Below are 19,486 nucleotides of genomic sequence, written 5' to 3' on the forward strand. Positions count from 1 at the left end.
ATCGAGATCATGTTCGGCCGTCTGAAGGACTGGCGCCGCGTCGCCACCCGCTACGACCGCTGCCCGACCGTCTTCTTATCGGCGATTGCACTCGCTGCCACCGTCATCTTCTGGCTCTGATCAGTGAGTCCTGAACCTACGACATGGATCTGGGCTCAACCCTGAACGTAACGGGCGTCACAGGAACCGGCACCGTCGTGCGGACCGGCACAACGGGAGCGATCGACATCCACAATCTGACAGAGACTCGCTTCACTTGCGGCATTTCGCAGACTTCGAGTGCTGGAACCAATATTCTGTGCGCAGTGCCACTATTCGGCGGCAACCTCGACGTGATCCAGCCGATCGAGAAAGTGCTGCTGACCTTCGCAACCGATGCGAAAAACACCGGCACCGTGGTCTATCAGGCCTTCGCGCCGTCGCTGCTGGTCGACCTGACGGGCGCACCCAATAATACACGATCGGTCAAATACGACATTAACACCAACTGGAAAGCAAACACGGATGCCTGGGCGAAGCAGTATCCGGCCAGCACCGACCTGGCGCCGCTGCTGATCAATTCCAGCAGCGCCCTCGCCGACGCTGCTGCAGCCGGCGTCCAGTCTGCGCGACTCCATCATGCCGCAGCGCTGGCACTGGCGGCCGACACCGACCCCAACTATTTGCCGCCCGAAGGCACCTATAAAAATGTGAAGGTGACGCCTGTCACCGGGCATTCCGGCTATCTTTCCAATGGCACGGGCACGATGTCATCGGCCGGCGTGTTCTCCTGCGGCACCTTCGAGTCTGGCGACCTGCCGCAAGTCGGCACGAAGTCGACGATCATCGCGACCAATACGGCCACGAACTTGCTGTATCAGTTTCCCGGCGACGTCGTGCACTCGGGACCAACGTCCGACTTCAAGTGACCACCCGCCCGGGGGCGCGCTGCGCCCCCGGGCACCGCACCGTATCACGACTGTCAGAGACGCCGTGGCCGACCAGACTCTCACCGTCAGCATCGCGTCGAAGGATGTTCAGACGCTCGTCGACAACGGCTTCAGGCTTTATGTCTTCCGCGCCACATCAACGAACATCGCGGGCTGGCCGGCGATCTGTTGCGTGGTCGATTCGTTGACTCAAACGATTCCTCTGACGATCCAGCCAGGCGTAGCGGCGTTCACCTCGCTGCCCGCCAACGCAGTACCACCCTCGATCGTGACACCTATCGCGACCTATCCAATAGAATTGAACCAGACACTGCTGGTCAATTCGACGGGCCTGGGAAAGGTGGTCCAGGCCGGCGCCGCCGACCGAATCACGCTGGAAAACACTTCGGATGTGCAGTTTACTTGCGGGCTGACGACCACCCTTAGCCCTGGCACCAGCAATGCGCCGTGCTGCGGACTGCAACTATTTGGCGGTAATGTCGTGCTGGTGCGTCCGCAAAATGCCTATCTGCTCGCGTTGGAAACCAGCATTCGCAATGCTGGACAATTGGTGAAGGCGCTGGCTGCACCCAGCCTGCTGGTGTCGATGGACGGGGTAGAAAGCCGTACGGTCACTTATTCGATCAACGTCAACTGGGCCGCCAATATCGAAGCATGGGCGAAACAGTATCCAGCCCAGACCGAATTGGCGCCCATTCTGGTCAGGAATGAGTTGCAACTACGCAGATGATGGGAAGTGTGGGAATATGATACCGAGTTCCCCACTGGTCGCTAAACCCTTGACGGAAAGCAAGTGCGCCGCGAATTGGCGGCATGATTATCGCCGTCGACGGCCCTGCTGCATCGGGCAAGGGCACAATCGCCCGGGCGCTGGCCCGGCATTATGCCCTGCCGCACCTCGATACCGGCTTGCTCTACCGCGCGGTGGCGGCATCAGTGCTGCGCGAGGAACTCGATCCCGAGAAAGAAGCCGATGCGGTGTCGGCCTGCGGGTTCGACGATGCGCTGCTGGGCGATCCCTGGCTTCGCACCGATGAAGTCGGCCGGGTGGCCTCGGTGGTGTCGGCGCATCCACTGGTGCGCGCGGCGCTGCTCCACCGGCAGAAGAAGTTTGCGCACCAGCCGGGCGGCGCGGTGCTCGACGGCCGCGACATCGGGACGGTGATCGCCCCGGACGCCGATGTGAAGCTGTTCATCAAGGCGACGCCGATGATACGCGCCCAGCGCCGCCACCTGGAGCTGCGCAAGGCCGGGGCGAACTCCAGCCTCGACAAGGTGCTAGCCGACATCCGCGCCCGCGACGAACGCGATTCGCGCCGCAGCGAAGCCCCGCTCGCCGTGGCGCCGGACGCCGCGACGCTCGACACCAGCTTCCTGTCGATCGACGCCGCCGTCCAGCGCGCAATCGAGCTGGTCGAACGCCGCCAGGCCGGGGCGGAAAGCGCGGCGGGGTAAGCCCCTCCGCAAATCCCCCGCCGCCCGCGTAAAACCTTGCGAAATCGCACCGTTCCCGCTAAGGCGCGCGCGTCCTGCGAGCGGGTGCTTGCGGAGGATGGCGCTGGAATCGCGATTCCATGCGCCCTTTTCGCGTTTCGGCGCGGTGAGTCTGCCTCCCCTGAACCCGTCCGACGGATGCTGCGACCGGCATGGGGCCGCCGCGGCGTTTCTGGCCCTAAAGACCGTCGGAGCCAACCGACCGGCCGGAAAGAACGAAACTAGGAACCACTTTTTTATGGCCACTTCGGCAACTCCCTCCCGCGACGATTTCGCGGCAATGCTCGAACAGACCCTCGGTCAGGCGGACGGCTTTGAAGGCCGCGTCGTGATCGGCACCGTGACCGGCATCGAGAATGACCTGGCGGTCATCGACGTCGGTCTGAAGTCCGAAGGCCGCGTGCCGCTGCGTGAATTCGCTGCGCCGGGCCAGAAGGCCGACCTGAAGGTCGGCGACGAAGTCGAAGTCTATGTCGACCGCGTCGAGAATGCGAACGGCGAAGCGATGCTCAGCCGCGACCGCGCCCGCCGCGAAGCCGCATGGGACAAGCTGGAAACCGAATTCGCTAAGTCGGCCCGCGTCGAAGGCGTCATCTTCGGCCGCGTCAAGGGCGGCTTCACCGTCGACCTGTCGGGCGCCGTGGCCTTCCTGCCGGGCAGCCAGGTCGACATCCGCCCGGTGCGCGACGTCACCCCGCTGATGGACATTCCGCAGCCGTTCCAGATCCTGAAGATGGACCGCAAGCGCGGTAACATCGTCGTGTCGCGTCGCGCCGTGCTGGAAGAAACCCGCGCCGAGCAGCGCTCGGGCCTGATCCAGAGCCTCGCCGAAGGCCAGGTGATCGACGGCGTCGTCAAGAACATCACCGATTACGGTGCGTTCGTCGACCTGGGCGGCATCGACGGCCTGCTGCACGTCACCGACCTCAGCTACAAGCGCGTCAATCACCCGAGCGAAGTGCTCAACATCGGTGACACCGTCCGCGTCCAGATCATCCGCATCAACCGCGACACCCAGCGCATCAGCCTGGGCATGAAGCAGCTTGAGAGCGATCCGTGGGATGGCGCAGGCGTCAAGTATCCGGTCGGCGCCAAGCTGTCGGGCCGCGTGACCAACATCACCGAATATGGTGCGTTCGTCGAGCTGGAGCCGGGCATCGAAGGCCTGGTCCACGTTTCCGAAATGAGCTGGACCAAGAAGAACGTCCACCCGGGCAAGATCGTATCGACCAGCCAGGAAGTCGATGTGGTCGTCCTCGAGGTCGATCAGGAAAAGCGCCGCATCTCGCTCGGCCTCAAGCAGGCCCAGCAGAATCCGTGGGAAAAGTTCGCCGAAGAACATCCCGTCGGTTCGACCGTCGAGGGCGAAGTCAAGAACGCCACCGAATTCGGCCTGTTCATCGGCCTGGACAACGACGTCGACGGTATGGTCCACATGTCGGACATCGCCTGGGGCATTTCGGGCGAAGACGCGCTCAACCTGCACCGCAAGGGCGAGGTTGTCACCGCGATCGTTCTGGCCGTCGAGCCGGACAAGGAGCGCATCAGCCTCGGCATGAAGCAGCTTGAGCGTGGCGGTGTCGCCGCTGCCGGTTCGACCGGCGGTGCCGATCGCCTGAACAAGAACCAGATCGTCACCGTGTCGGTGCTCGAAGTCCGCGACGCGGGCCTCGAAGTGCAGGTTGGCGAAGACGGCGCGACCGGCTTCATCAAGCGTACCGACCTCGGCCGCGACCGCGACGAGCAGCGCCCCGAGCGCTTCCAGGTCGGCCAGAAGTTCGACGCGATGGTCACGGGCTTCGATCGTTCGAAGAAGCCGACCTTCTCGGTCAAGGCAATGCAGATTGCTGAAGAGAAGCAGGCAGTTGCCCAGTATGGCTCGTCCGACTCGGGCGCGTCGCTCGGCGACATTCTGGGCGAAGCGCTGAAGGCACGCAGCCAGAACAACTAATATCGGTGTCCGGGAGGCGGTTTTTACGCCGTCTCCCGGCGCGATACTGAATTATTTGCCGAATTTCGTGAATCTTCGGGTTGATGAAGATTGGGAAATGGCTAGGGTTCCCTTGGGGATAGTCGCGCGGTGCCTTTGGGCCGCGCGCCAAGGGAGGGGAGCGGATGATCCGTTCTGAGTTGGTGCAGTTGCTGGTGCAGGAAAATCCGGGCCTTTCGGTTCGGGAAGTCGAAAAGATCGTTTCGGTCTTCTTTGACGAGATCGTTGCCCGGTTGAGTGAAGATGGCCGCGTCGAACTGCGCGGTTTCGGGGCATTTTCGACGCGCGGACGCGATGCGCGTGTCGGTCGCAATCCGCGGACCGGCGAATCGGTCGAAGTCGATGCGAAGCGCGTGCCTTATTTCAAACCCGGCAAAGAGATGCGCACGCGCCTGAACGTGTAAGCGGTTACGCTCACGCCGCTTGACGCGGGCGCCCGCATCGTTTCTTGCGTGCTCCGCAGCTGCGGACGTGGCGGAACCGGTAGACGCCGGAGACTTAAAATCTTCTGCCCTTCGGGGCGTGCGGGTTCGAGTCCCGCCGTCCGCACCAGCGTGCGCTTACCAATCGGGCGTGGCGGGTATGCCGCTTTGCCATTCCCGGATGCGCGCCCGCGTGGCGCGGGTGGCGTCTGCCGGTAATGCGGCGGGATCGAATGCGCGTGCCGCGACGATTTCCAACGATGGGCGAAACGCGAACCGGACATCGCGGACCAGGAAAAGCGTGACGGTGTCGCGGCGGAAGTTCGGGCGGTTTGCAAAACTGCCAAGCAGCGTCACGGCGCCATGGCCGATCATGCCCGCTTCCTCGCGCAGTTCACGCAGCAAGGCGGCCTCAGCCGCTTCGCCGCGCGCCTGCCCGCCGCCAGGCAGGTGCCAGCCGGGCAGATAACTGTGCCGTACCAGCACCACCTGGCCCTCGCCGGTCAGCGCGATGGCGCGCACGCCGCGCGTCTTCGGCCGAGTGAAGAACCAGCCAAGCGTGCGGACCGCGAGATAGCCGCGCAACGCGAAGCCGATTGCGGCGCCGCGCAGGGATGTGGGAGGCTGGTCAGGACCGGTCATGGCGTGACCCTAGCAGCCGGCGTCCGCCCGCCAAACCATTCCGGTGCCGCCGGAAGTGGTCGCATTTGGTCCATAACGCCCCGCCCTGCGACGCAGGGAGGGGCGCAATCGAGCCAAACGCCATCGCCCCGGATATCGCCGGGGGTTGGCAGCCGGTGCTGCGGCCCATAGACCGGAAGCCAAGCAACGCCGGAACCGCCATGTACCGCCCGCTCCTGTCCCTGCTCGCAATCGCCCTGACGCTGGGCGCGTGCGGCCCGAACGGCCAGCGCAAGGATGATACGCCGGTCGTGGTCAGCGCCATCGGCAAGAGCACGCGTCCCGCCGATCCCAGTGCCGAACCGCTCGATGCCGCTGGCCGTGTCGTGCTGGGCGCGACCGCGCAGGGCCTGGTACGGTTCGATGCCAGCGGCCAGATCGAGCCGGGCCTGGCCGAGCGCTGGATCGTGCTCGACGATGCGCAAAGCTACATCTTCCGCCTGCGCGAGGCGCAATGGCCCGATGGCCAGCCGGTCACTGCCAACGACGTGGTGAAGGTGCTGCGCCGTGCGGCTGCCGACTCCAGCCATAGCGGGCTCGCGCCGTTCCTGTCGGTGATCGACGAGATCGTCGAAATGACGCCGCAGGTCATCGAAGTGCGGCTGAAACACCCCCGCCCCGATCTGCTCAAGCTGTTTGCCCAGCCCGAGCTGGCCGTGTTCCGCACACGCGACCGCGCCGGCAGCGGGCCGTTCCGCATCGTACCGCACAAGCGCGCCGGGCTGCTGCTTCGCCCCGTGACCGACCCCGGCGACACCGAGGCAGAGCGCGCCACGCCCGCACCCGAGGAAATGGTGCAACTGATCGGCGAAAGCGCCGCGGCGGGGATCGCCCGGTTTCGTGCCGGCGCGTCCGATCTGGTGCTGGGCGGCACCGTCGCCGATTGGCCGATTGTCGAACAGGCCGGCATCGCTCCCGAAAATATCCGCTTCGACCCCGCCATTGGCCTGTTCGGGCTGGCGGTGATGCGGCGCGACGGCTTTCTGGCCGATGCCGATAATCGCGCCGCGGTGGCAATGGCGATCGACCGGGCCGCGCTGACGACAGCGATCGCGCCGAACTGGACGCCCACCGAAACGCTGTTGCCCGCACAGCTCGATTCGGCGAACCCGCCCAGCCAGCCGGCCTGGGCCGCACTCGCTCAGGACGCCCGGCGCGAGACGGCGCGAGCGCGGGTGCGGAGCTGGCGAAGCGCGCATCCCGGGGCGATCCCGGTTGCCATTGCGCTTCCGGCCGGCCCGGGCGGCACCTTGCTCTGGGGGCAGATTGCTTCCTCGCTGATCGGTATCGGCCTCGCGCCGCACCGCGTCGCGCTCGACGATCCCGCTGCCGACCTGAAGCTGATCGACGCCGTCGCCCCCTATGACAGCGCCCGCTGGTTCCTCGCCACCGCCTGCCAGCGCTGTTCGGACGACGCCGCGACGCTGATCTCGGCTGCGCGCGATGCGCCCGATCTGTACAACCGCACCCATCGCATGGCCGAGGCCGATGCGCTGCTCACCGCCGATACCGCGTTCATCCCGATCGCGCAGCCGCTGCGCTGGTCGATCGTCGCACTGCGGCTCCAGGCCTGGCAGGGGAACGCGCGTGCCTGGCACCCGTTGAACCATCTGCGCAAGGAGGAGTAGGCAGATGGCACGGGCGACGCGGATCGAAGGGGGAATGCAGCGGCTGCCGCTGGGCAGCGACCCGGCCGCAGTACGCCAGCGGATCGAGGCGATGGAGCATCTGCTCGAACGCAGCATCACCGTGCCAGGCCTGCGCCGCAAGATCGGCCTCGACGTGGTGCTGGACCTGATCCCCGGCATCGGCAGCACGCTGGCCGCCGCGATGGGCGCGTGGCTTGCCTGGGAGGCGCGCAATCTCGGCATGCCGAAATCGGCCTATGCGCGGATGGCGGGCAATATCGGCTTCGACTGGCTGCTGGGGATGATTCCCTGGGTCGGCGCGATCCCCGACTATTTCTTCCGCTCGAACACCCGCAACCTGCGCATCATCAAGCGCCATCTCGACAAGCACCACCCGGCGAGCGTCACGATCGAGCGGGGGTGATGGCTGGGGAGCGTCGCGCCTAATCGAATTCCCCTCCCTGAAAGGGAGGGGATATAGGGGTGGGTGCGCGCGTCTGCGCGCTCCAAATGCTCTATCGCCGTACCGGGAACGAGTCCCGCCGCCTTACAGCGGCGGACCTACCCCCTGCCCCTCCCTGCTTGCAGGGAGGGGAGCAACAGGCCCTTCCCCCTTACCGCTCGCGCCAGACCTTCAGCGCGGCGTCATCCGCTGCGCCGCCGGTGCGGGCTTCGCAGCGGCGGTAGCGGAAGCGGGTGTCGAGGCACAGCCACAGCTCGTCGAGCCAGCCGTCGCGCGTGGTGGTGACGCGGATCGCCTCGGCCGGAATCGCGCGGTTGGCACGGGCGAAGGCGCGCTTGAACTCGCCGACCGTCAGCGGTGCGCGCGACAGCGCATCCATGTCCGGATAGCGGATCGCCGCGTAGAGCCGCGTCGACTGCGCGAAATAGCGTTCGGGCGTGGTCTTCATGCAGGTGCCGTGCTTGGCCCATTCATGCTGGATGAGCTGCGCCGACGGCGTGGCGCACATCGTCTTGCGGATCAGCGCGGGCGGCAGGATTTCGGTCGAGGCGCAATATTGCGGCCACAGCTTCCCCTCACCGTCCGGCCACAGCCCGTGCAGCGTGAAGCCGAAATGGCTGGCGCCGCCGCAGCGGAATGCCTCGCGCGCATCGTCGCCATGGGCGCGGCAATAGCCGGGCGCCCAGGTAAGCGCGAGCGTGTAGCTGCCGATCGGCAGGACGCGCTGCGGCTCCTTTGCACTCGGCAGCTCGGGCAGCGGGCGGTCAACCTTGTCCGGCGGCACGCACATCTGCGCCTGTGCGAATGCCGCCCCCGGCATCAGCACCACCGTCATCGCCGTCACGATCCTGCTCAGCATGCTCGTATTCCTTCGTTCACAGCGCCGCGAAATCGAGGCCGATGTCTGCCGCCGGTGCCGACTGGGTGATCCGGCCGACGCTGACATAAGTGACGCCGGTTTCGGCAATGACGCGGATGGTATCGAGGTTGACCCCGCCCGATGCCTCAGTCGGTACGCGGCCGGCGACCAGCGCCACCGCCTCGCGCAATGTGGGCGGAGGCATGTTGTCGAGCAGCAGGTGCGTCGCGCCCGCGCCGATCGCCGGTTCGATCTGGTCGACCCGGTCCACCTCGACGATGATGCGGCCGATGCCCGCCGCCACAGCCCGCGCGACCGCTGCCGCCACCGATCCGGCGACCGCGACGTGATTGTCCTTGATCATCGCCGCATCCCACAGGCCCATGCGGTGGTTGGTCGCGCCGCCCATGCGGGTGGCATATTTCTCCAGCACCCGCAGGCCCGGCAGCGTCTTGCGCGTGTCGAGCAGCGTCGCGCCGGTCCCGGCGATCGCTTCGACATAGCGCCGGGTCAGCGTGGCGATGCCGCTCAGATGCTGGACGGTGTTGAGCGCCGAGCGCTCCGCCGTCAGCATCGCCCGCGCTGCGCCGCGCAGCCGCAGCAATTCGGTGCCAGCCGCCACCGCATCGCCCTCCGTCACCAGCCGCTCGATCGCGACTTCCGGGTCGAGCGCGCGGAAAAACGCTTCGGCAATCGGCAAGCCTGCGACCACAATCGGGTCGCGGCTGTCCATCACCCCGTCGAACCGGGCATCGGCGGGAATCACCGCCGCGCAGGTGATGTCCCCGCCGGTACCCAAATCCTCCGCCAGCGTCGCCTGGACGAAACGGGGCAGGTCGAAAGCGTCGAGCTGGAAGGTCATGGCCAGCGCTCTAGGGGGCTGCTGCGCCGCCGTCTATCGGAACGCGATCAGCGGCGGCCGCTCGTCGCGATAACAGCGGCCCGGCTCGTCGAAGCGAAAGCCGCCGCCGCCCAGCCGGATCAGTATCTGGCGCAGGTGCAGCGTGCCGGTGCGGCTGTCCTCGATCCGCACCGGATCGGCGAGCGTCGCATCCGACAGCATCACCCCGCGCGAACGCCGGATCAGCGTGCCGCCCTCGACCAGCGACGCCACGCGGCGATGTGCCGTCGATGCCGGAATCCCCAGCGCCCGCGCCACCGCCCCGGTCGACACCGGCTGGCGCAGCGTGTCGGGCGGCAGATGGGTGAATTCGGCATAGCTGAGCGCCACGTCGCGGTCATAGGTGAAGGGCCGGGCATTGGCGCACATGATGGTGTTGGCCAGAACCATGTCGGTCCAGGACTGGAAATGGCGCGCGTTGAACTCGATGCCGGTCAGCATCACGTCGTGCGCGGCGGCAAGGCCGCTATACCAGTTATAGTCCCCCTCGCTCCGACTCTCCGGCAGCGGCAGGCCGAACCACAGCATGTCCTCGACCAGTCGCACCATCGCGTCGTGCTGCTGGCTGAACAGCGCGGCGATCTCCGGCCGCCCATAGACTTCCTGCGGCACGACCACCCCCGCCGAGGTCCGCTGGCACAACCCCTGATCGCACAGCGCATGGATGTGCCGCCGCATCGTCTCGAACGGACGCGACAGCGATGCAGCCAGTGCGTTGATGCTGATCGCCTTGGTGACACGGCCGGTGCGGCGCGCATGTTCGGCGGCGGTCGCCGACTGGGTTTCGGTCGCGCGTGCAACCACCATGAAGATGATCGCCCGGTCGACATCCCCCTCGAACAGGCGGACGCCCGCGGCAATCGAACTCGTCTGCATTTCGCAGATAAGACGAACCACCAGCCGCCCCCGGGCGGCGGGAGTCGCAATGCGCTCGGCCGCAGATGGTTCGCGATTGAAATCCTGCATCGCCGCCAAAATGCCCCCAGTGGACGTGCCTAAAACAGCCGAATACCCGTGGCCCCACCATTACGGGTATTCCGGTATTTGCGAATCGCCGGGAGTGTAATGAAGAACGCGCCGTAACGCACCGGGGGGCGCGGTGGAAAATGGCACAGATTGAGTTGCCAGAGGGATGGAACGCAGCGGCCGCCGATTTGCGGCAGGCACGCCTGTCCTCGAATCTCACCATCGACGCCCTGGCCGCCAGCACCTGCATCTCCCGCCATCACCTTGCCGCGATCGAGGCGGGCCGGTTCGACCGGTGCGGCGGCAAAATCTATGCGATCGGCTTTGCCCGCGCACTGGCCCGGGCAGTCGCGGCGGACGAAACTCGCGTCGTGCAGGCGGTGAAGGCGGGGTGGATCGCCCGACGCGCCGTCGCCGCGCCCCAGCCGGTGCGCCGCCGGCATGGCCGTATTCCCGACCTCGGCATCGCCACGACCGCGACGATGGTGCTCTCGATGGTGCAGGGTACCCGGCCCTGACGACAGGCCTCAGGCCGGCAGCGGCCCGAGATCACCCTTGCCGACCGTGCTAGCCGCCATGTCCAGCATCCGGTCAAGGCTCTTCTTCGCCCGCACGCGCAACCCTTCCTCTACCTCGATCCGCGGGCTCAGATCGCGCAGCGCGAGGTAGAGCTTCTCCATCGTATTGAGCGCCATGTACGGGCAGATGTTGCAGTTGCAGTTGCCGTCCGCACCGGGCGCGCCGATGAAGGTCTTTTCCGGCATCGCCTTCTGCATCTGGTGAATGATGTGCGGCTCGGTCGCGACGATCAGCGTGTCGCCGGGGATCGTCTTGGAGAAATCGAGAATGCCCTTGGTCGAGCCGACATAATCGGCGTGATCCAGGATATAGGCAGGGCATTCGGGATGCGCGGCAATCGGCGCGCCGGGATGTTCGGCCTTCAGCTTCAGCAGCTCGGTTTCGCTGAACGCCTCGTGCACAATGCACACGCCCGGCCACAGCAGCAGCTCGCGCCCGCTCTTGCGCTGCAGATAGCCGCCCAGATTGCGGTCGGGGCCGAAGATGATCTTCTGGTCCGCCGGAATCTGCGCGAGGATCTTTTCCGCCGAGGAACTGGTGACGATCACGTCGGACAGCGCCTTCACCTCGGTCGAGCAGTTGATATAGGTGAGCGCGATATGGTCCGGATGCTGCGCGCGGAACGCCGCGAACTGCTCGGGCGGGCAGCTGTCTTCCAGGCTGCAGCCGGCATCCATGTCGGGCAGCACGACGATCTTGTCGGGCGACAGGATCTTCGCCGTCTCCGCCATGAAGCGCACGCCGCAGAACGCGATCACGTCCGCATCGGTATCCGCCGCCTTGCGGCTGAGGTCGAGGCTGTCGCCGACGAAATCGGCCAAATCCTGCAATTCGGGCTTCTGATAATAATGGGCCAGGATGACGGCGTTACGCTCCTTGCGCAGCCGTTCGATTTCGGCGCGAAGGTCCAGTCCCGTCAGGCTGCCGCCGATGCCGTTGCGCGCGTCCATTGCCGAAGCTCCCCATGGTTCGGCCGCCACATGGCCCGCCCGGCTCGCAGGATCAAGGGCGGCCCGGCCGTGCCCCCACCCGATCGGGGCAAATAGGCCTCGATCGGCCGCCCGCTGCCCGCGCTTCCTTCGGTCACAGCATGGGTTATCGCCAGCCCGGCAGGACTATAGGCCAGCGCATCGGCCGCCAGTTGCATGCCCAGAAAACTGGCGATGCCCCACAGCCAGGCGGGATGGACTCGCCTGCCCGCGCGCGCATCGGCGACCGGACCGAACACCATCAGCAGCAGCACCGCGCCGTCCGCGGCCCACCAGCCATAGGGCATAAGCAACCCCATCGGCAGCAGCCGGGTAAAGGCCGGGCCGGTCAGGTTTGCCATGCCGCAATACATCAGCCGCCGGTGCCAGCCGGGCCGCCGCCGCATCGCCAGCGCCGCCCCCGCCACGCCCAGAAACAGCAGCAGTTGCAGCATGTTGCTGAACAGGAACTCGCGCTCATCGAAGAACCAGGGCGCGCCGTTCCGGACCGAGCGGATCGTCACCACCACGCCCAGCACCAGCATCAGCGGCATCCACAGCAGCGCGATCCAGCCGAGCCGGCGGTGCAGCGCCACCGATCCGCGATCCACCAGCAGCGTCTGCGCCAGATACAGCGCCACCCAGCCGAAAAACACCAGCGCATGGACATGCAGAACCAGCGGCACCGCAAAGCTCGCCCGCCGCAGGATGAGGTCCAGCGAAAAGCCGACGACGCTGATCGCGGCCATCGCCACTGCTGTCGTCTGGAAGAAACCGTCGTCGCTGCGCGGGGCAGCAAAGGGTTGCACCTGGGTCGCCACAACATTCCCCACGGAAATTGCGGGGGCAACGGCTATCAGGTGCGCACTTGCACAGAGATGAACCTTTCAGGCGCTCAGGGAAAATGCGCGCGAATCGGACGATCGGCACCGGGCGTGCCCGCCACCACGGCCTGCGTCGCGGCGATGCCGGCGGGGCTATAGGCCACCAGATCGGCCAATGCCTGCGCCGCGACCAGCAGGCCGATCCCCCAGAACCAGGCGGGGTGGACGCGGCCGGTGCGCCTTTTGTCGACGATCATGCCGATCATCGGGAAGATCACCGTCGCCCCCACCGCGCCCCACCAGGCTAAGGGAATCATGAACGGCATCGGCAGCAGCCGGCCGAACGCGGGTCCGGTGAGCAGCGCCATCGCGCAATACATCAGCCGGCGGTGCCAGCCGGTGTCGCGACGCAGCGCGATCGCCGCCAGCACCAGCCCGGCAAAGACCAGCAGATGCAGCGGGTTGGAGAACAGGAACTCGTTGACGTCGAAGAAAAAGGGCGCGCCACGCCGCACCGATCCCAGCGTCATCGCCGTTCCCAGCACGACCATCACCGGCACCCAGAGCAGCGCCAGCCAGCCCAGCCGCCGATGCAGCGCCACCGAGCCCATGTCGATCAGGCTGTTCTGCACCAGATACAGCGCGACCCAGCCGAAAAAGGCAAAGGCATGGAGGTGAAAGATCAGCGGTACGGCAAAGCTCGACCGCCCGAGCGCCAGGCTCAGCGAAAAGCCGGCGACGATCACCGCCGACATGATCCACGCCATGATCAGGAAAAACCGGCGGTCGTCGTGCGCCGCGCGCCGCACCGGCCCAGCTATCGTTGCCATATCCACCCCCATGAACCGGCGACGCGAACGCGCTACTGAATATATTCCCCGCGATACCCCGCCATATTTGCCGGTGGGACTATAGCATGGCGGCGGTCCCGGACCAAGAAGGGCAGATCGTTATTACAGCTATTTCATAGAGTTGTTCACTCGGAAAGCAGCTGCCATCCGCCATCCAGCGGCACCACGCGCCCCCGATTTTCCAGATCGAGCAGATGCGCGAGCACCGACCGGCCGGCCGCCCCCTGCAGCCGCGGGTCGAGCCCGACATACATGCGCTCCACCATCGCCGGGATGTCGCCGATGCCCTGCCCCAGCAGCCGCACTATCTGCCCCTCGCGCTGCTTGCGATGCCCCGCCAGCCCCCGCACGAAGCGCCGCGGATTTTCCACCGGATCGCCGTGCGCGGGATAATAGATGCGGTCCTGTTCGCGCGCCATCAGCTTGTCGAGGCTGGCCATGTAAGCGGCCATATTGCCGTCCGGCGGCGCGACCACGGTGGTCGACCAGCCCATTACATGATCGCCGGTGAACAGCGCGCCGCTTTCCTCGAGCGCGAAGCAGAGATGGTTGGAGGTGTGCCCCGGCGTCGCCACGGCGGTTAGCGTCCAGCCCTGCCCCGCCACCCGCTCGCCATCCGCCAGCACCTGATCGGGGGCATAGCCGGTGTCGAATGACGCATCGGCGCGCGGCCCGCTGTCGTCGAGTGCCAGCGGCGCACAGCCGATGATGGGCGCGCCCGTCGCTGCCTTCAGCGCCGGCGCCGCCGGGCTGTGGTCGCGGTGGGTATGGGTGCACAGGATGGCGCGGACCGGGCGGTCCTGAATCGCCGCGAGCAGCGCGTGGATATGGTCGGCATCGTCGGGGCCGGGATCGATCACCGCCAGATCGCTGTCGCCGACCAGATAAGTCTGGGTGCCGCTGGCGGTGTAGGGCGAGGGATTGCCCGCCAGAACCCGCGTCACCAGCGGTTCGAGCGCGATCGCAAGGCCGGTGGGCGCGTCATCGGTCATCACCGCTGCATTTGGGGATTCCGCGCCGCAGCGCAACCGGCGGGTGGTTTTGGGGGAAGCCATGGCATCTGGCGCTTCCACTCTCCTCCCTGCTTGCAGCAGTGCTATCGCATTTGGCGAAATCCAATTGTCATCCCCGCGAAGGCGGGGATCCATTGGCACTGAGATGGCGGTTCTTTCCCGCAGCGTTGAGGACAATGGATTCCCGCCTTCGCGGGATTGACGGTTATGTTTGAGGCGCCGTTTTCGCTCCCGCCAATCTGCCATCCCCCTGCGAAGCGGGGAGAGCGGGGCCGGCCGCGAAGGAGCCGGCCGACCCCGCCCGCCGGTACCATCCAAAAGGGGAAGGATGGCCCCGGGTTCAGATCAGTCCTCGTCCTTGTCCTTGGTGTCCTGCTTCAGCTCGACCATGGCTTCGTCGATGCCGGCCAGCGCTTCCTTGCGCTGCTCCGCCGTCAGGTTGGGCTGCGCCTCGATCGAGCGGCGGGCCATCTGCAGGCTCATCAGCGCCGAGCGCATTCCCATTTCTTTCTGCATGGCCGCCATCCGCGTCGCATTGACGGTGATCGCCTGTATCCGGTCGGAACAGATGACCATCACGTGCTGGCCCTTCTCGGTCCGGTTCTCGACCGTGGCGGTCCCGGCGCCGCACTTGCCTTCGCGCACGTCCGGAATGTTCGCCTGAATGCTTGCCATGTCGGGCATCTCGACTTCGCTGCGCGTACCGTCGGCGCGAACGAGGATCATTTTCTTGATCGCCTTGCCGTCGGCGCGCTGTTGAAACACCTCGACATGGTGCTTGCCGGCCGGGGCCTCATCGCGCGCGGTGGGGGCCGGCGGCGCGACCGGTGCGGGCGGCGCGGCGGGTGCGGCCACCGCCGGTGCGGCGGGCGGCACTGGCGTGGCCGCAGGCGCCGGCGGCGCGGGCACTTCCTGCTTGTGGATCACCACATCCACCTGCTTGCGGATCTGCGCCGCGGCTTCGTTGCCCGAAGCGGTCAGCACCAGCGCGACCAGCGACAGGCCGCCCACCCCGCCCAGCCCGGCGGCAAAACGGCGCGCCGACAACTTCCGATGGTTCATGAGCATCCGTAACCTCCCTTTGACTTCGTTGATCGTGTGCAGGTGGCAGGCGGCCGACACGGCGCCGCCATGAGCCGATTTGACGATCGCGCGGCCATAGGCGTGGCGCAGCGTCCGCGCGCGGCCGGCGAGCACCAGTGCGTCGCAGGCCATTTCCTGATCGGCGCGAAAGGCACGGAAGGCGCGCCAGGCGACCGGATTGAACCAGTGGATCGCCAGCACGATCAGCGCCGCCCAGTTGGCGATCAGATCGCCGCGGACATGGTGGCCCAGCTCGTGCGCCAGCGCGAGATCGCGCTCCAGTTCGTCGTAGCGCTCGGAAAAGTCGCGCGGGAAGGCGACATATTTGCGGAAGATGCCGAAGGCGAGCGGCCCGTGCGCGGCGTCGGTCTCGATCACCCGCACCCGCCCCTCTGCCACGCAATCGTCGATCCGGGCGCGCGACAGCAGGTGCCGGCAGAAACGGCGATGCGCGATCCAGTGATAGGCGAGGAACGCCAGCGCGCCGATCACCCACAGGCCGATCAGCAGCACGACGATGCTGGGGGCACCCGGGGCGGTGGTCGGCGCCACCAGCGCAGTGGGGACATGGTGCCCGGCCGCAACCAGGTCGATCTCCACCACCGCCGCCTTGTCCACCGCCTTCGGCAGTACGGCGGGGTTCATCACCCCCATCACCACGCCCGGCGCCTCGGCGGCAGAGCGGGTGAGCGGCGCGAGCAGCCGGCTCAGCTGCCAGTCGCCCGGCAGCGGCGGCATCGCCAGCCGCAGCGCGGGCAGCAGCCACAGCATATAGGCAAGCTGCGGCCCGAAGGCGCGGCGCACCGGCGCGCGAAGGACCAGCACCAGCAGCATCAGGATGGTGCTGGCGAGCAGGGTTTCGATGATCCAACCGATCATTGCTTCAGCTCCTTCAGCAGAGCCTCGATCTCGGCGATGTCCTGGTCGGTGATCGCATCGCGTTCGGCGAGGTGCGCGACCAGCGGCGTCAGCTTGCCGCCGAACAGCCGGTCGATCAGCCGCCGCGACTCGCCCACCACATAATCGCCGCGCGCGACGAGCGGGCGATAGCGGTAGCGGCGCCCTTCCTCCTCATGCGCAATGACGTTCTTGGCAAGCAGCCGCCCCAGCAGCGTCTTGACGGTGTTGGCGCTCCACTCGCGCTCGGCGGGCACGCGCTCGGCGACTTCCTGCGCGGTGAGCGGCGACTCCTCCCAGAGCACTTCCATCACGGCATGTTCGGCTTCACTGATACGCTCGGTCATCGACTTCCCCTTCGACTACGCCTGTAATCGCTCCGATTACGTCTGTAGTCAATAGGGTGAATGGCGCGTGAATGGCCGATTGTGTCGGAGGGGTTTACAACCGGCAGGATTGGCGGACGGCCGTTAACCAGCGGAGCCCGCACAAAAGCGGCAATCGCCCAAACTGGCACGGCATCTGCTTAGGATAGAGCACCCCAAGCGTTCCACGCTTCAGGGCGGGTCGATGCTCCAACCGGTCTCGCGTCGACCCGCCCGCACCGGGTTTTCCAGACGGCAAATTCTCGAAGGAAATGCGCTCAGCAAGGAATGCTGCACGCCCGCAACAGGCGCGCCCCTCCCGCTTGCGGGAGGGGTCGGGGGAGGGACTGGTGTGGGAACTCTTGCCGAAACGCAGTCCCACGCGAATCCGTGATCCCCTCCCCTGGCCCCTCCCGCAAGCGGGAGGGGAACGGAATTACGAACGGAGGGAAATCACGCCGAAGCGGCGACGCCCTTGTCGGCCATCAGCTGCGTCAGCTCGCCGCTTTCGTACATTTCCATCATGATGTCGGAACCACCGACAAACTCGCCCTTCACATAGAGCTGGGGGATGGTCGGCCAGTCGGAAAAGGCCTTGATGCCCTGGCGGACGGCCTGGTCCTGCAGCACGTCGACGCTGTCGAACTCGACGCCGAGATGGTTGAGGATCGCCACCGCACGGCTGGAAAAGCCGCACTGCGGGAACAGGGGGCTGCCCTTCATGAACAGCAGCACGTCGCTGCTATCGACCAGCTGCTGGATGCGGGCCTGGGTATCGTCGGTCATTGCTTACTCCTCGGCAGGCGCTTCGGTCGTCAGCTGGAGCGCGTGGAGCACGCCGCCCATCCGTCCGCCCAGCGCCGCATAAACGGCCTGATGCTGCCGCACGCGCGGCATGCCCTTGAACATGGGGGCGACAACCCGCGCTGCATAGTGGTCGCCATCGCCGGCCAGATCGGTAATCTCGATCTGCGCATCGGGAATACCGGCGCGGATCAGCGCCTCGATCTCGGCAGCAGCCATCGGCATGTTATTTGGATTCCATCAGCTGGCGGCGCGCCTCGACGGTCTGCTCCTCGATCGCGCGGCGCACGGTGGCTTCGTCGACCTCGACATTGGCGGCGAGCATGTCGCCCAGCAGCTTGCGGATCACATCCTCGTCGCCGGCTTCCTCGAAATCGGCCTGGACGACGGCCTTGGCATAGGCGTCGGTTTCTTCCGGGGTCAGCCCCATCTTCGCCGCCGCCCATTGGCCGAGCAGCTTGTTACGCCGCGCGGTGATGCGGAAGCTCATATCCTCGTCGCGCGCGAACTTCGCCTCGAACGCCCGTTCGCGATCGTCGAATGTGGTCATCATAGGCCCCTTGCTAAACTCGAGACCGAGATAGGAGGCAGGGGCCGCGCTGGCAACGGGGGTGGTTGCGGATGGGGGGGTGGCAATATGGTTACAAGGCATCCGCCAACGGCGGGGAAACGCATCGGCTGATGATCAGCTCGCTTCTACCAGCTTCGACAATTCGGTCCGCAAGTCTTCGATAACCTGCTTGTCGGTCGACCACAGCCAGATGTGGGTCAGCACGGTTTCATACCAAACCCAAATGGTGTGTGAGCGCCAAAGAAGCTCTCCCTCGATTAGGTCCTCGCATTCGGTCCATTCGGGAAGCGTGAGAAGGGCATCGCGATTTTGTGCCGCAAACGTCTCAAGAAGATGGCGATACATAAACTCTTCGCCATCGGAAGATCCCCATAGCGTGAATCCCCAACCTTGCGGCCCCGTGTCGCCATATTGAGCCGACCGCTTGACCGGGTCGATTTTGTCGAAGCGGAACGCAGCAAACAATGGCCGATCGACGGCCAGAGTACGCTTTCTCTTAAACCAGCCGAACAAGCGAAACCTCCCGCGCCCCGCTCCACTATAATCCCGTGAGACATTTGAGGCCAACCGGACGCAAGCGCCGGCCGGCCGACGCAATCACGAGGCATCGGGACTTACCCCGCCTCGCGCACCACCACCTTACCGATCACCGCCCCCGCCAGGGGGAGGTGTCAGGCACAGCCTGACGGAGGGGGAGGAAGCCCGCCAGCCATCACTGTTCGTGGTAATGCTCGACGGCAAGCGGCGTCGTCATGCGTCCCCGTTGCAGGATACGGAAACAAGCGTCTTGCTGGAAACATTATATCGGATGTTTACGACAGCGCAGCCCCCGTCCATGACCAGCGGCAACTCTCGCCGCTTGGGCCAATAGGAATTGCCTGCCCTCCAACTGACCGGCAAGCCGCGAAGGGGCAGGATGTAAACTGCGTCAACGTCGCCCCATTCGTTACGAGCGTAAAGTCGAATATACCGCTTGATATCAAGATCAGGGCGCGTCGTTTCAATCAGCACTTCGATGGATTTGGCCAGCGATGCTTCTGCGGCGGACGTGGACGAGTTTCGCGGCTCTCCTCCACCGCAGCCAACCAACGCTAAGGGCAGGAAAAGCCTGAGCAGACGTTTTAGGGTCAGGACCCATTGATGTGAGAGGCGCGATGTGATTCAGGCTCCGCAAGGAGACCGAATGTGAGCGACCTGT

At 65.9% G+C, this 19,486-nt stretch carries 22 protein-coding genes, 1 tRNA gene and 1 pseudogene; 10 read left to right on the plus strand and 14 right to left on the minus strand.

Annotated features, from left to right (window positions below; genetic code table 11):
- From ACT53M_RS19750 to ACT53M_RS19780, 7 genes and pseudogenes are all read left to right on the plus strand, one after another.
- Positions 1–120: pseudogene (locus ACT53M_RS19750) on the plus strand (IS5/IS1182 family transposase); the annotation flags it as partial.
- Between the two features lie 23 nt (positions 121–143).
- Positions 144–908 (plus strand): hypothetical protein, encoded by a 765-nt coding sequence (locus tag ACT53M_RS19755; protein ID WP_476235621.1) that lies wholly within the window; start codon positions 144–146, stop codon positions 906–908.
- Between the two features lie 64 nt (positions 909–972).
- A complete protein-coding gene (locus tag ACT53M_RS19760; protein ID WP_476235623.1) occupies positions 973–1,659 on the plus strand; it encodes a hypothetical protein in 687 nt (228 codons plus the stop codon).
- Positions 1,660–1,742: 83 nt separating this feature from the next.
- A complete protein-coding gene (locus tag ACT53M_RS19765) occupies positions 1,743–2,384 on the plus strand; it encodes a (d)CMP kinase (protein ID WP_476235624.1) in 642 nt (213 codons plus the stop codon).
- Positions 2,385–2,661: 277 nt separating this feature from the next.
- On the plus strand, positions 2,662–4,374 hold the full coding sequence (gene rpsA / locus ACT53M_RS19770) for a 30S ribosomal protein S1 (RefSeq protein ID WP_476235626.1): 1,713 nt from the start codon (positions 2,662–2,664) through the stop codon (positions 4,372–4,374).
- 164 nt (positions 4,375–4,538) lie between these two features.
- The gene (locus tag ACT53M_RS19775) at positions 4,539–4,817 is read left to right on the plus strand and encodes an integration host factor subunit beta (protein WP_476229467.1); all 279 of its coding nucleotides are present in this window, start codon (positions 4,539–4,541) and stop codon (positions 4,815–4,817) included.
- Between the two features lie 61 nt (positions 4,818–4,878).
- A tRNA-Leu gene (locus ACT53M_RS19780) sits at positions 4,879–4,965 on the plus strand.
- Positions 4,966–4,973: 8 nt separating this feature from the next.
- On the opposite strand, the gene ACT53M_RS19785 is transcribed toward ACT53M_RS19780, so the two are convergent.
- Positions 4,974–5,477 (minus strand): NUDIX domain-containing protein, encoded by a 504-nt coding sequence (locus ACT53M_RS19785; protein WP_476235627.1) that lies wholly within the window; start codon positions 5,475–5,477, stop codon positions 4,974–4,976.
- Positions 5,478–5,677: 200 nt separating this feature from the next.
- On the opposite strand from ACT53M_RS19785, the gene ACT53M_RS19790 reads away from it, so the two are divergent.
- On the plus strand, positions 5,678–7,144 hold the full coding sequence (locus ACT53M_RS19790; RefSeq protein ID WP_476235629.1) for an ABC transporter substrate-binding protein: 1,467 nt from the start codon (positions 5,678–5,680) through the stop codon (positions 7,142–7,144).
- 4 nt (positions 7,145–7,148) lie between these two features.
- Complete coding sequence (locus tag ACT53M_RS19795) at positions 7,149–7,568, plus strand: DUF4112 domain-containing protein (protein ID WP_476235631.1); 420 nt, start codon at positions 7,149–7,151, stop codon at positions 7,566–7,568.
- 190 nt (positions 7,569–7,758) lie between these two features.
- On the opposite strand, the gene ACT53M_RS19800 is transcribed toward ACT53M_RS19795, so the two are convergent.
- The 3 genes from ACT53M_RS19800 to ACT53M_RS19810 are packed head-to-tail and all read right to left on the minus strand — an operon-like array spanning position 7,759 to position 10,333.
- Positions 7,759–8,466, minus strand: coding sequence for a ribonuclease T2 family protein (locus tag ACT53M_RS19800; RefSeq protein ID WP_476235632.1), 708 nt, complete (start codon positions 8,464–8,466; stop codon positions 7,759–7,761).
- 16 nt (positions 8,467–8,482) lie between these two features.
- Positions 8,483–9,328, minus strand: a complete 846-nt coding sequence (nadC, locus tag ACT53M_RS19805) for a carboxylating nicotinate-nucleotide diphosphorylase (protein WP_476235634.1) — start codon at positions 9,326–9,328, stop codon at positions 8,483–8,485.
- Positions 9,329–9,361: 33 nt separating this feature from the next.
- Positions 9,362–10,333: a helix-turn-helix domain-containing protein gene (locus ACT53M_RS19810; protein ID WP_476235635.1), complete on the minus strand. Its 972-nt coding sequence runs from the start codon at positions 10,331–10,333 to the stop codon at positions 9,362–9,364.
- Between the two features lie 140 nt (positions 10,334–10,473).
- On the opposite strand from ACT53M_RS19810, the gene ACT53M_RS19815 reads away from it, so the two are divergent.
- A complete protein-coding gene (locus ACT53M_RS19815; RefSeq protein ID WP_476235636.1) occupies positions 10,474–10,851 on the plus strand; it encodes a helix-turn-helix domain-containing protein in 378 nt (125 codons plus the stop codon).
- A 9-nt stretch (positions 10,852–10,860) separates the two neighbouring features.
- Here ACT53M_RS19815 and nadA read toward each other — a convergent pair whose 3' ends face one another.
- From nadA to ACT53M_RS19865, 10 genes are all read right to left on the minus strand, one after another.
- Positions 10,861–11,862 (minus strand): quinolinate synthase NadA, encoded by a 1,002-nt coding sequence (gene nadA, locus ACT53M_RS19820; protein WP_476235637.1) that lies wholly within the window; start codon positions 11,860–11,862, stop codon positions 10,861–10,863.
- Positions 11,829–12,701, minus strand: a complete 873-nt coding sequence (locus ACT53M_RS19825; protein WP_476235638.1) for a hypothetical protein — start codon at positions 12,699–12,701, stop codon at positions 11,829–11,831. Before ACT53M_RS19825 ends, nadA begins: the two co-directional genes overlap by 34 nt.
- A gap of 74 nt (positions 12,702–12,775) precedes the next feature.
- Positions 12,776–13,534: a hypothetical protein gene (locus tag ACT53M_RS19830; protein ID WP_476235639.1), complete on the minus strand. Its 759-nt coding sequence runs from the start codon at positions 13,532–13,534 to the stop codon at positions 12,776–12,778.
- A 146-nt stretch (positions 13,535–13,680) separates the two neighbouring features.
- Positions 13,681–14,547: an MBL fold metallo-hydrolase gene (locus tag ACT53M_RS19835; protein WP_476235640.1), complete on the minus strand. Its 867-nt coding sequence runs from the start codon at positions 14,545–14,547 to the stop codon at positions 13,681–13,683.
- A 366-nt stretch (positions 14,548–14,913) separates the two neighbouring features.
- Entirely contained in the window at positions 14,914–16,530 is a 1,617-nt protein-coding gene (locus tag ACT53M_RS19840) for a M56 family metallopeptidase (RefSeq protein ID WP_476235642.1), read from the minus strand.
- Entirely contained in the window at positions 16,527–16,895 is a 369-nt protein-coding gene (locus tag ACT53M_RS19845; RefSeq protein ID WP_476229480.1) for a BlaI/MecI/CopY family transcriptional regulator, read from the minus strand. Before ACT53M_RS19845 ends, ACT53M_RS19840 begins: the two co-directional genes overlap by 4 nt.
- Before the next feature lie 471 nt (positions 16,896–17,366).
- Positions 17,367–17,699: a Grx4 family monothiol glutaredoxin gene (gene grxD, locus ACT53M_RS19850; RefSeq protein ID WP_476235644.1), complete on the minus strand. Its 333-nt coding sequence runs from the start codon at positions 17,697–17,699 to the stop codon at positions 17,367–17,369.
- Between the two features lie 3 nt (positions 17,700–17,702).
- On the minus strand, positions 17,703–17,942 hold the full coding sequence (locus ACT53M_RS19855; RefSeq protein WP_333571224.1) for a BolA family protein: 240 nt from the start codon (positions 17,940–17,942) through the stop codon (positions 17,703–17,705).
- Position 17,943: 1 nt separating this feature from the next.
- On the minus strand, positions 17,944–18,267 hold the full coding sequence (locus ACT53M_RS19860) for a DUF1476 domain-containing protein (RefSeq protein WP_476235648.1): 324 nt from the start codon (positions 18,265–18,267) through the stop codon (positions 17,944–17,946).
- A 135-nt stretch (positions 18,268–18,402) separates the two neighbouring features.
- Positions 18,403–18,801: a hypothetical protein gene (locus ACT53M_RS19865; protein WP_476235650.1), complete on the minus strand. Its 399-nt coding sequence runs from the start codon at positions 18,799–18,801 to the stop codon at positions 18,403–18,405.
- Between the last annotated feature and the right edge of the window lie 685 nt (positions 18,802–19,486).

The sequence above is a fragment of the Sphingomonas sp. DMC6 genome (assembly GCF_056314225.1).

Bases quoted from the DNA above. Each gene is read 5' to 3' on its own strand.
- ACT53M_RS19755 (WP_476235621.1), top strand. From the start codon at position 144: ATGGATCTGGGCTCAACCCTGAACGTAACGGGCGTCACAGGAACCGGC.
- ACT53M_RS19765 (WP_476235624.1), top strand. From the start codon at position 1,743: ATGATTATCGCCGTCGACGGCCCTGCTGCATCGGGCAAGGGCACAATC.
- rpsA (WP_476235626.1), top strand. From the start codon at position 2,662: ATGGCCACTTCGGCAACTCCCTCCCGCGACGATTTCGCGGCAATGCTC.
- ACT53M_RS19775 (WP_476229467.1), top strand. From the start codon at position 4,539: ATGATCCGTTCTGAGTTGGTGCAGTTGCTGGTGCAGGAAAATCCGGGC.
- ACT53M_RS19785 (WP_476235627.1), bottom strand. From the start codon at position 5,477: ATGACCGGTCCTGACCAGCCTCCCACATCCCTGCGCGGCGCCGCAATC.
- ACT53M_RS19790 (WP_476235629.1), top strand. From the start codon at position 5,678: ATGTACCGCCCGCTCCTGTCCCTGCTCGCAATCGCCCTGACGCTGGGC.
- ACT53M_RS19795 (WP_476235631.1), top strand. From the start codon at position 7,149: ATGGCACGGGCGACGCGGATCGAAGGGGGAATGCAGCGGCTGCCGCTG.
- ACT53M_RS19800 (WP_476235632.1), bottom strand. From the start codon at position 8,466: ATGCTGAGCAGGATCGTGACGGCGATGACGGTGGTGCTGATGCCGGGG.
- nadC (WP_476235634.1), bottom strand. From the start codon at position 9,328: ATGACCTTCCAGCTCGACGCTTTCGACCTGCCCCGTTTCGTCCAGGCG.
- ACT53M_RS19810 (WP_476235635.1), bottom strand. From the start codon at position 10,333: ATGCAGGATTTCAATCGCGAACCATCTGCGGCCGAGCGCATTGCGACT.
- ACT53M_RS19815 (WP_476235636.1), top strand. From the start codon at position 10,474: ATGGCACAGATTGAGTTGCCAGAGGGATGGAACGCAGCGGCCGCCGAT.
- nadA (WP_476235637.1), bottom strand. From the start codon at position 11,862: ATGGACGCGCGCAACGGCATCGGCGGCAGCCTGACGGGACTGGACCTT.
- ACT53M_RS19830 (WP_476235639.1), bottom strand. From the start codon at position 13,534: ATGGCAACGATAGCTGGGCCGGTGCGGCGCGCGGCGCACGACGACCGC.
- ACT53M_RS19835 (WP_476235640.1), bottom strand. From the start codon at position 14,547: ATGACCGATGACGCGCCCACCGGCCTTGCGATCGCGCTCGAACCGCTG.
- ACT53M_RS19840 (WP_476235642.1), bottom strand. From the start codon at position 16,530: ATGATCGGTTGGATCATCGAAACCCTGCTCGCCAGCACCATCCTGATG.
- ACT53M_RS19845 (WP_476229480.1), bottom strand. From the start codon at position 16,895: ATGACCGAGCGTATCAGTGAAGCCGAACATGCCGTGATGGAAGTGCTC.
- grxD (WP_476235644.1), bottom strand. From the start codon at position 17,699: ATGACCGACGATACCCAGGCCCGCATCCAGCAGCTGGTCGATAGCAGC.
- ACT53M_RS19855 (WP_333571224.1), bottom strand. From the start codon at position 17,942: ATGCCGATGGCTGCTGCCGAGATCGAGGCGCTGATCCGCGCCGGTATT.
- ACT53M_RS19860 (WP_476235648.1), bottom strand. From the start codon at position 18,267: ATGACCACATTCGACGATCGCGAACGGGCGTTCGAGGCGAAGTTCGCG.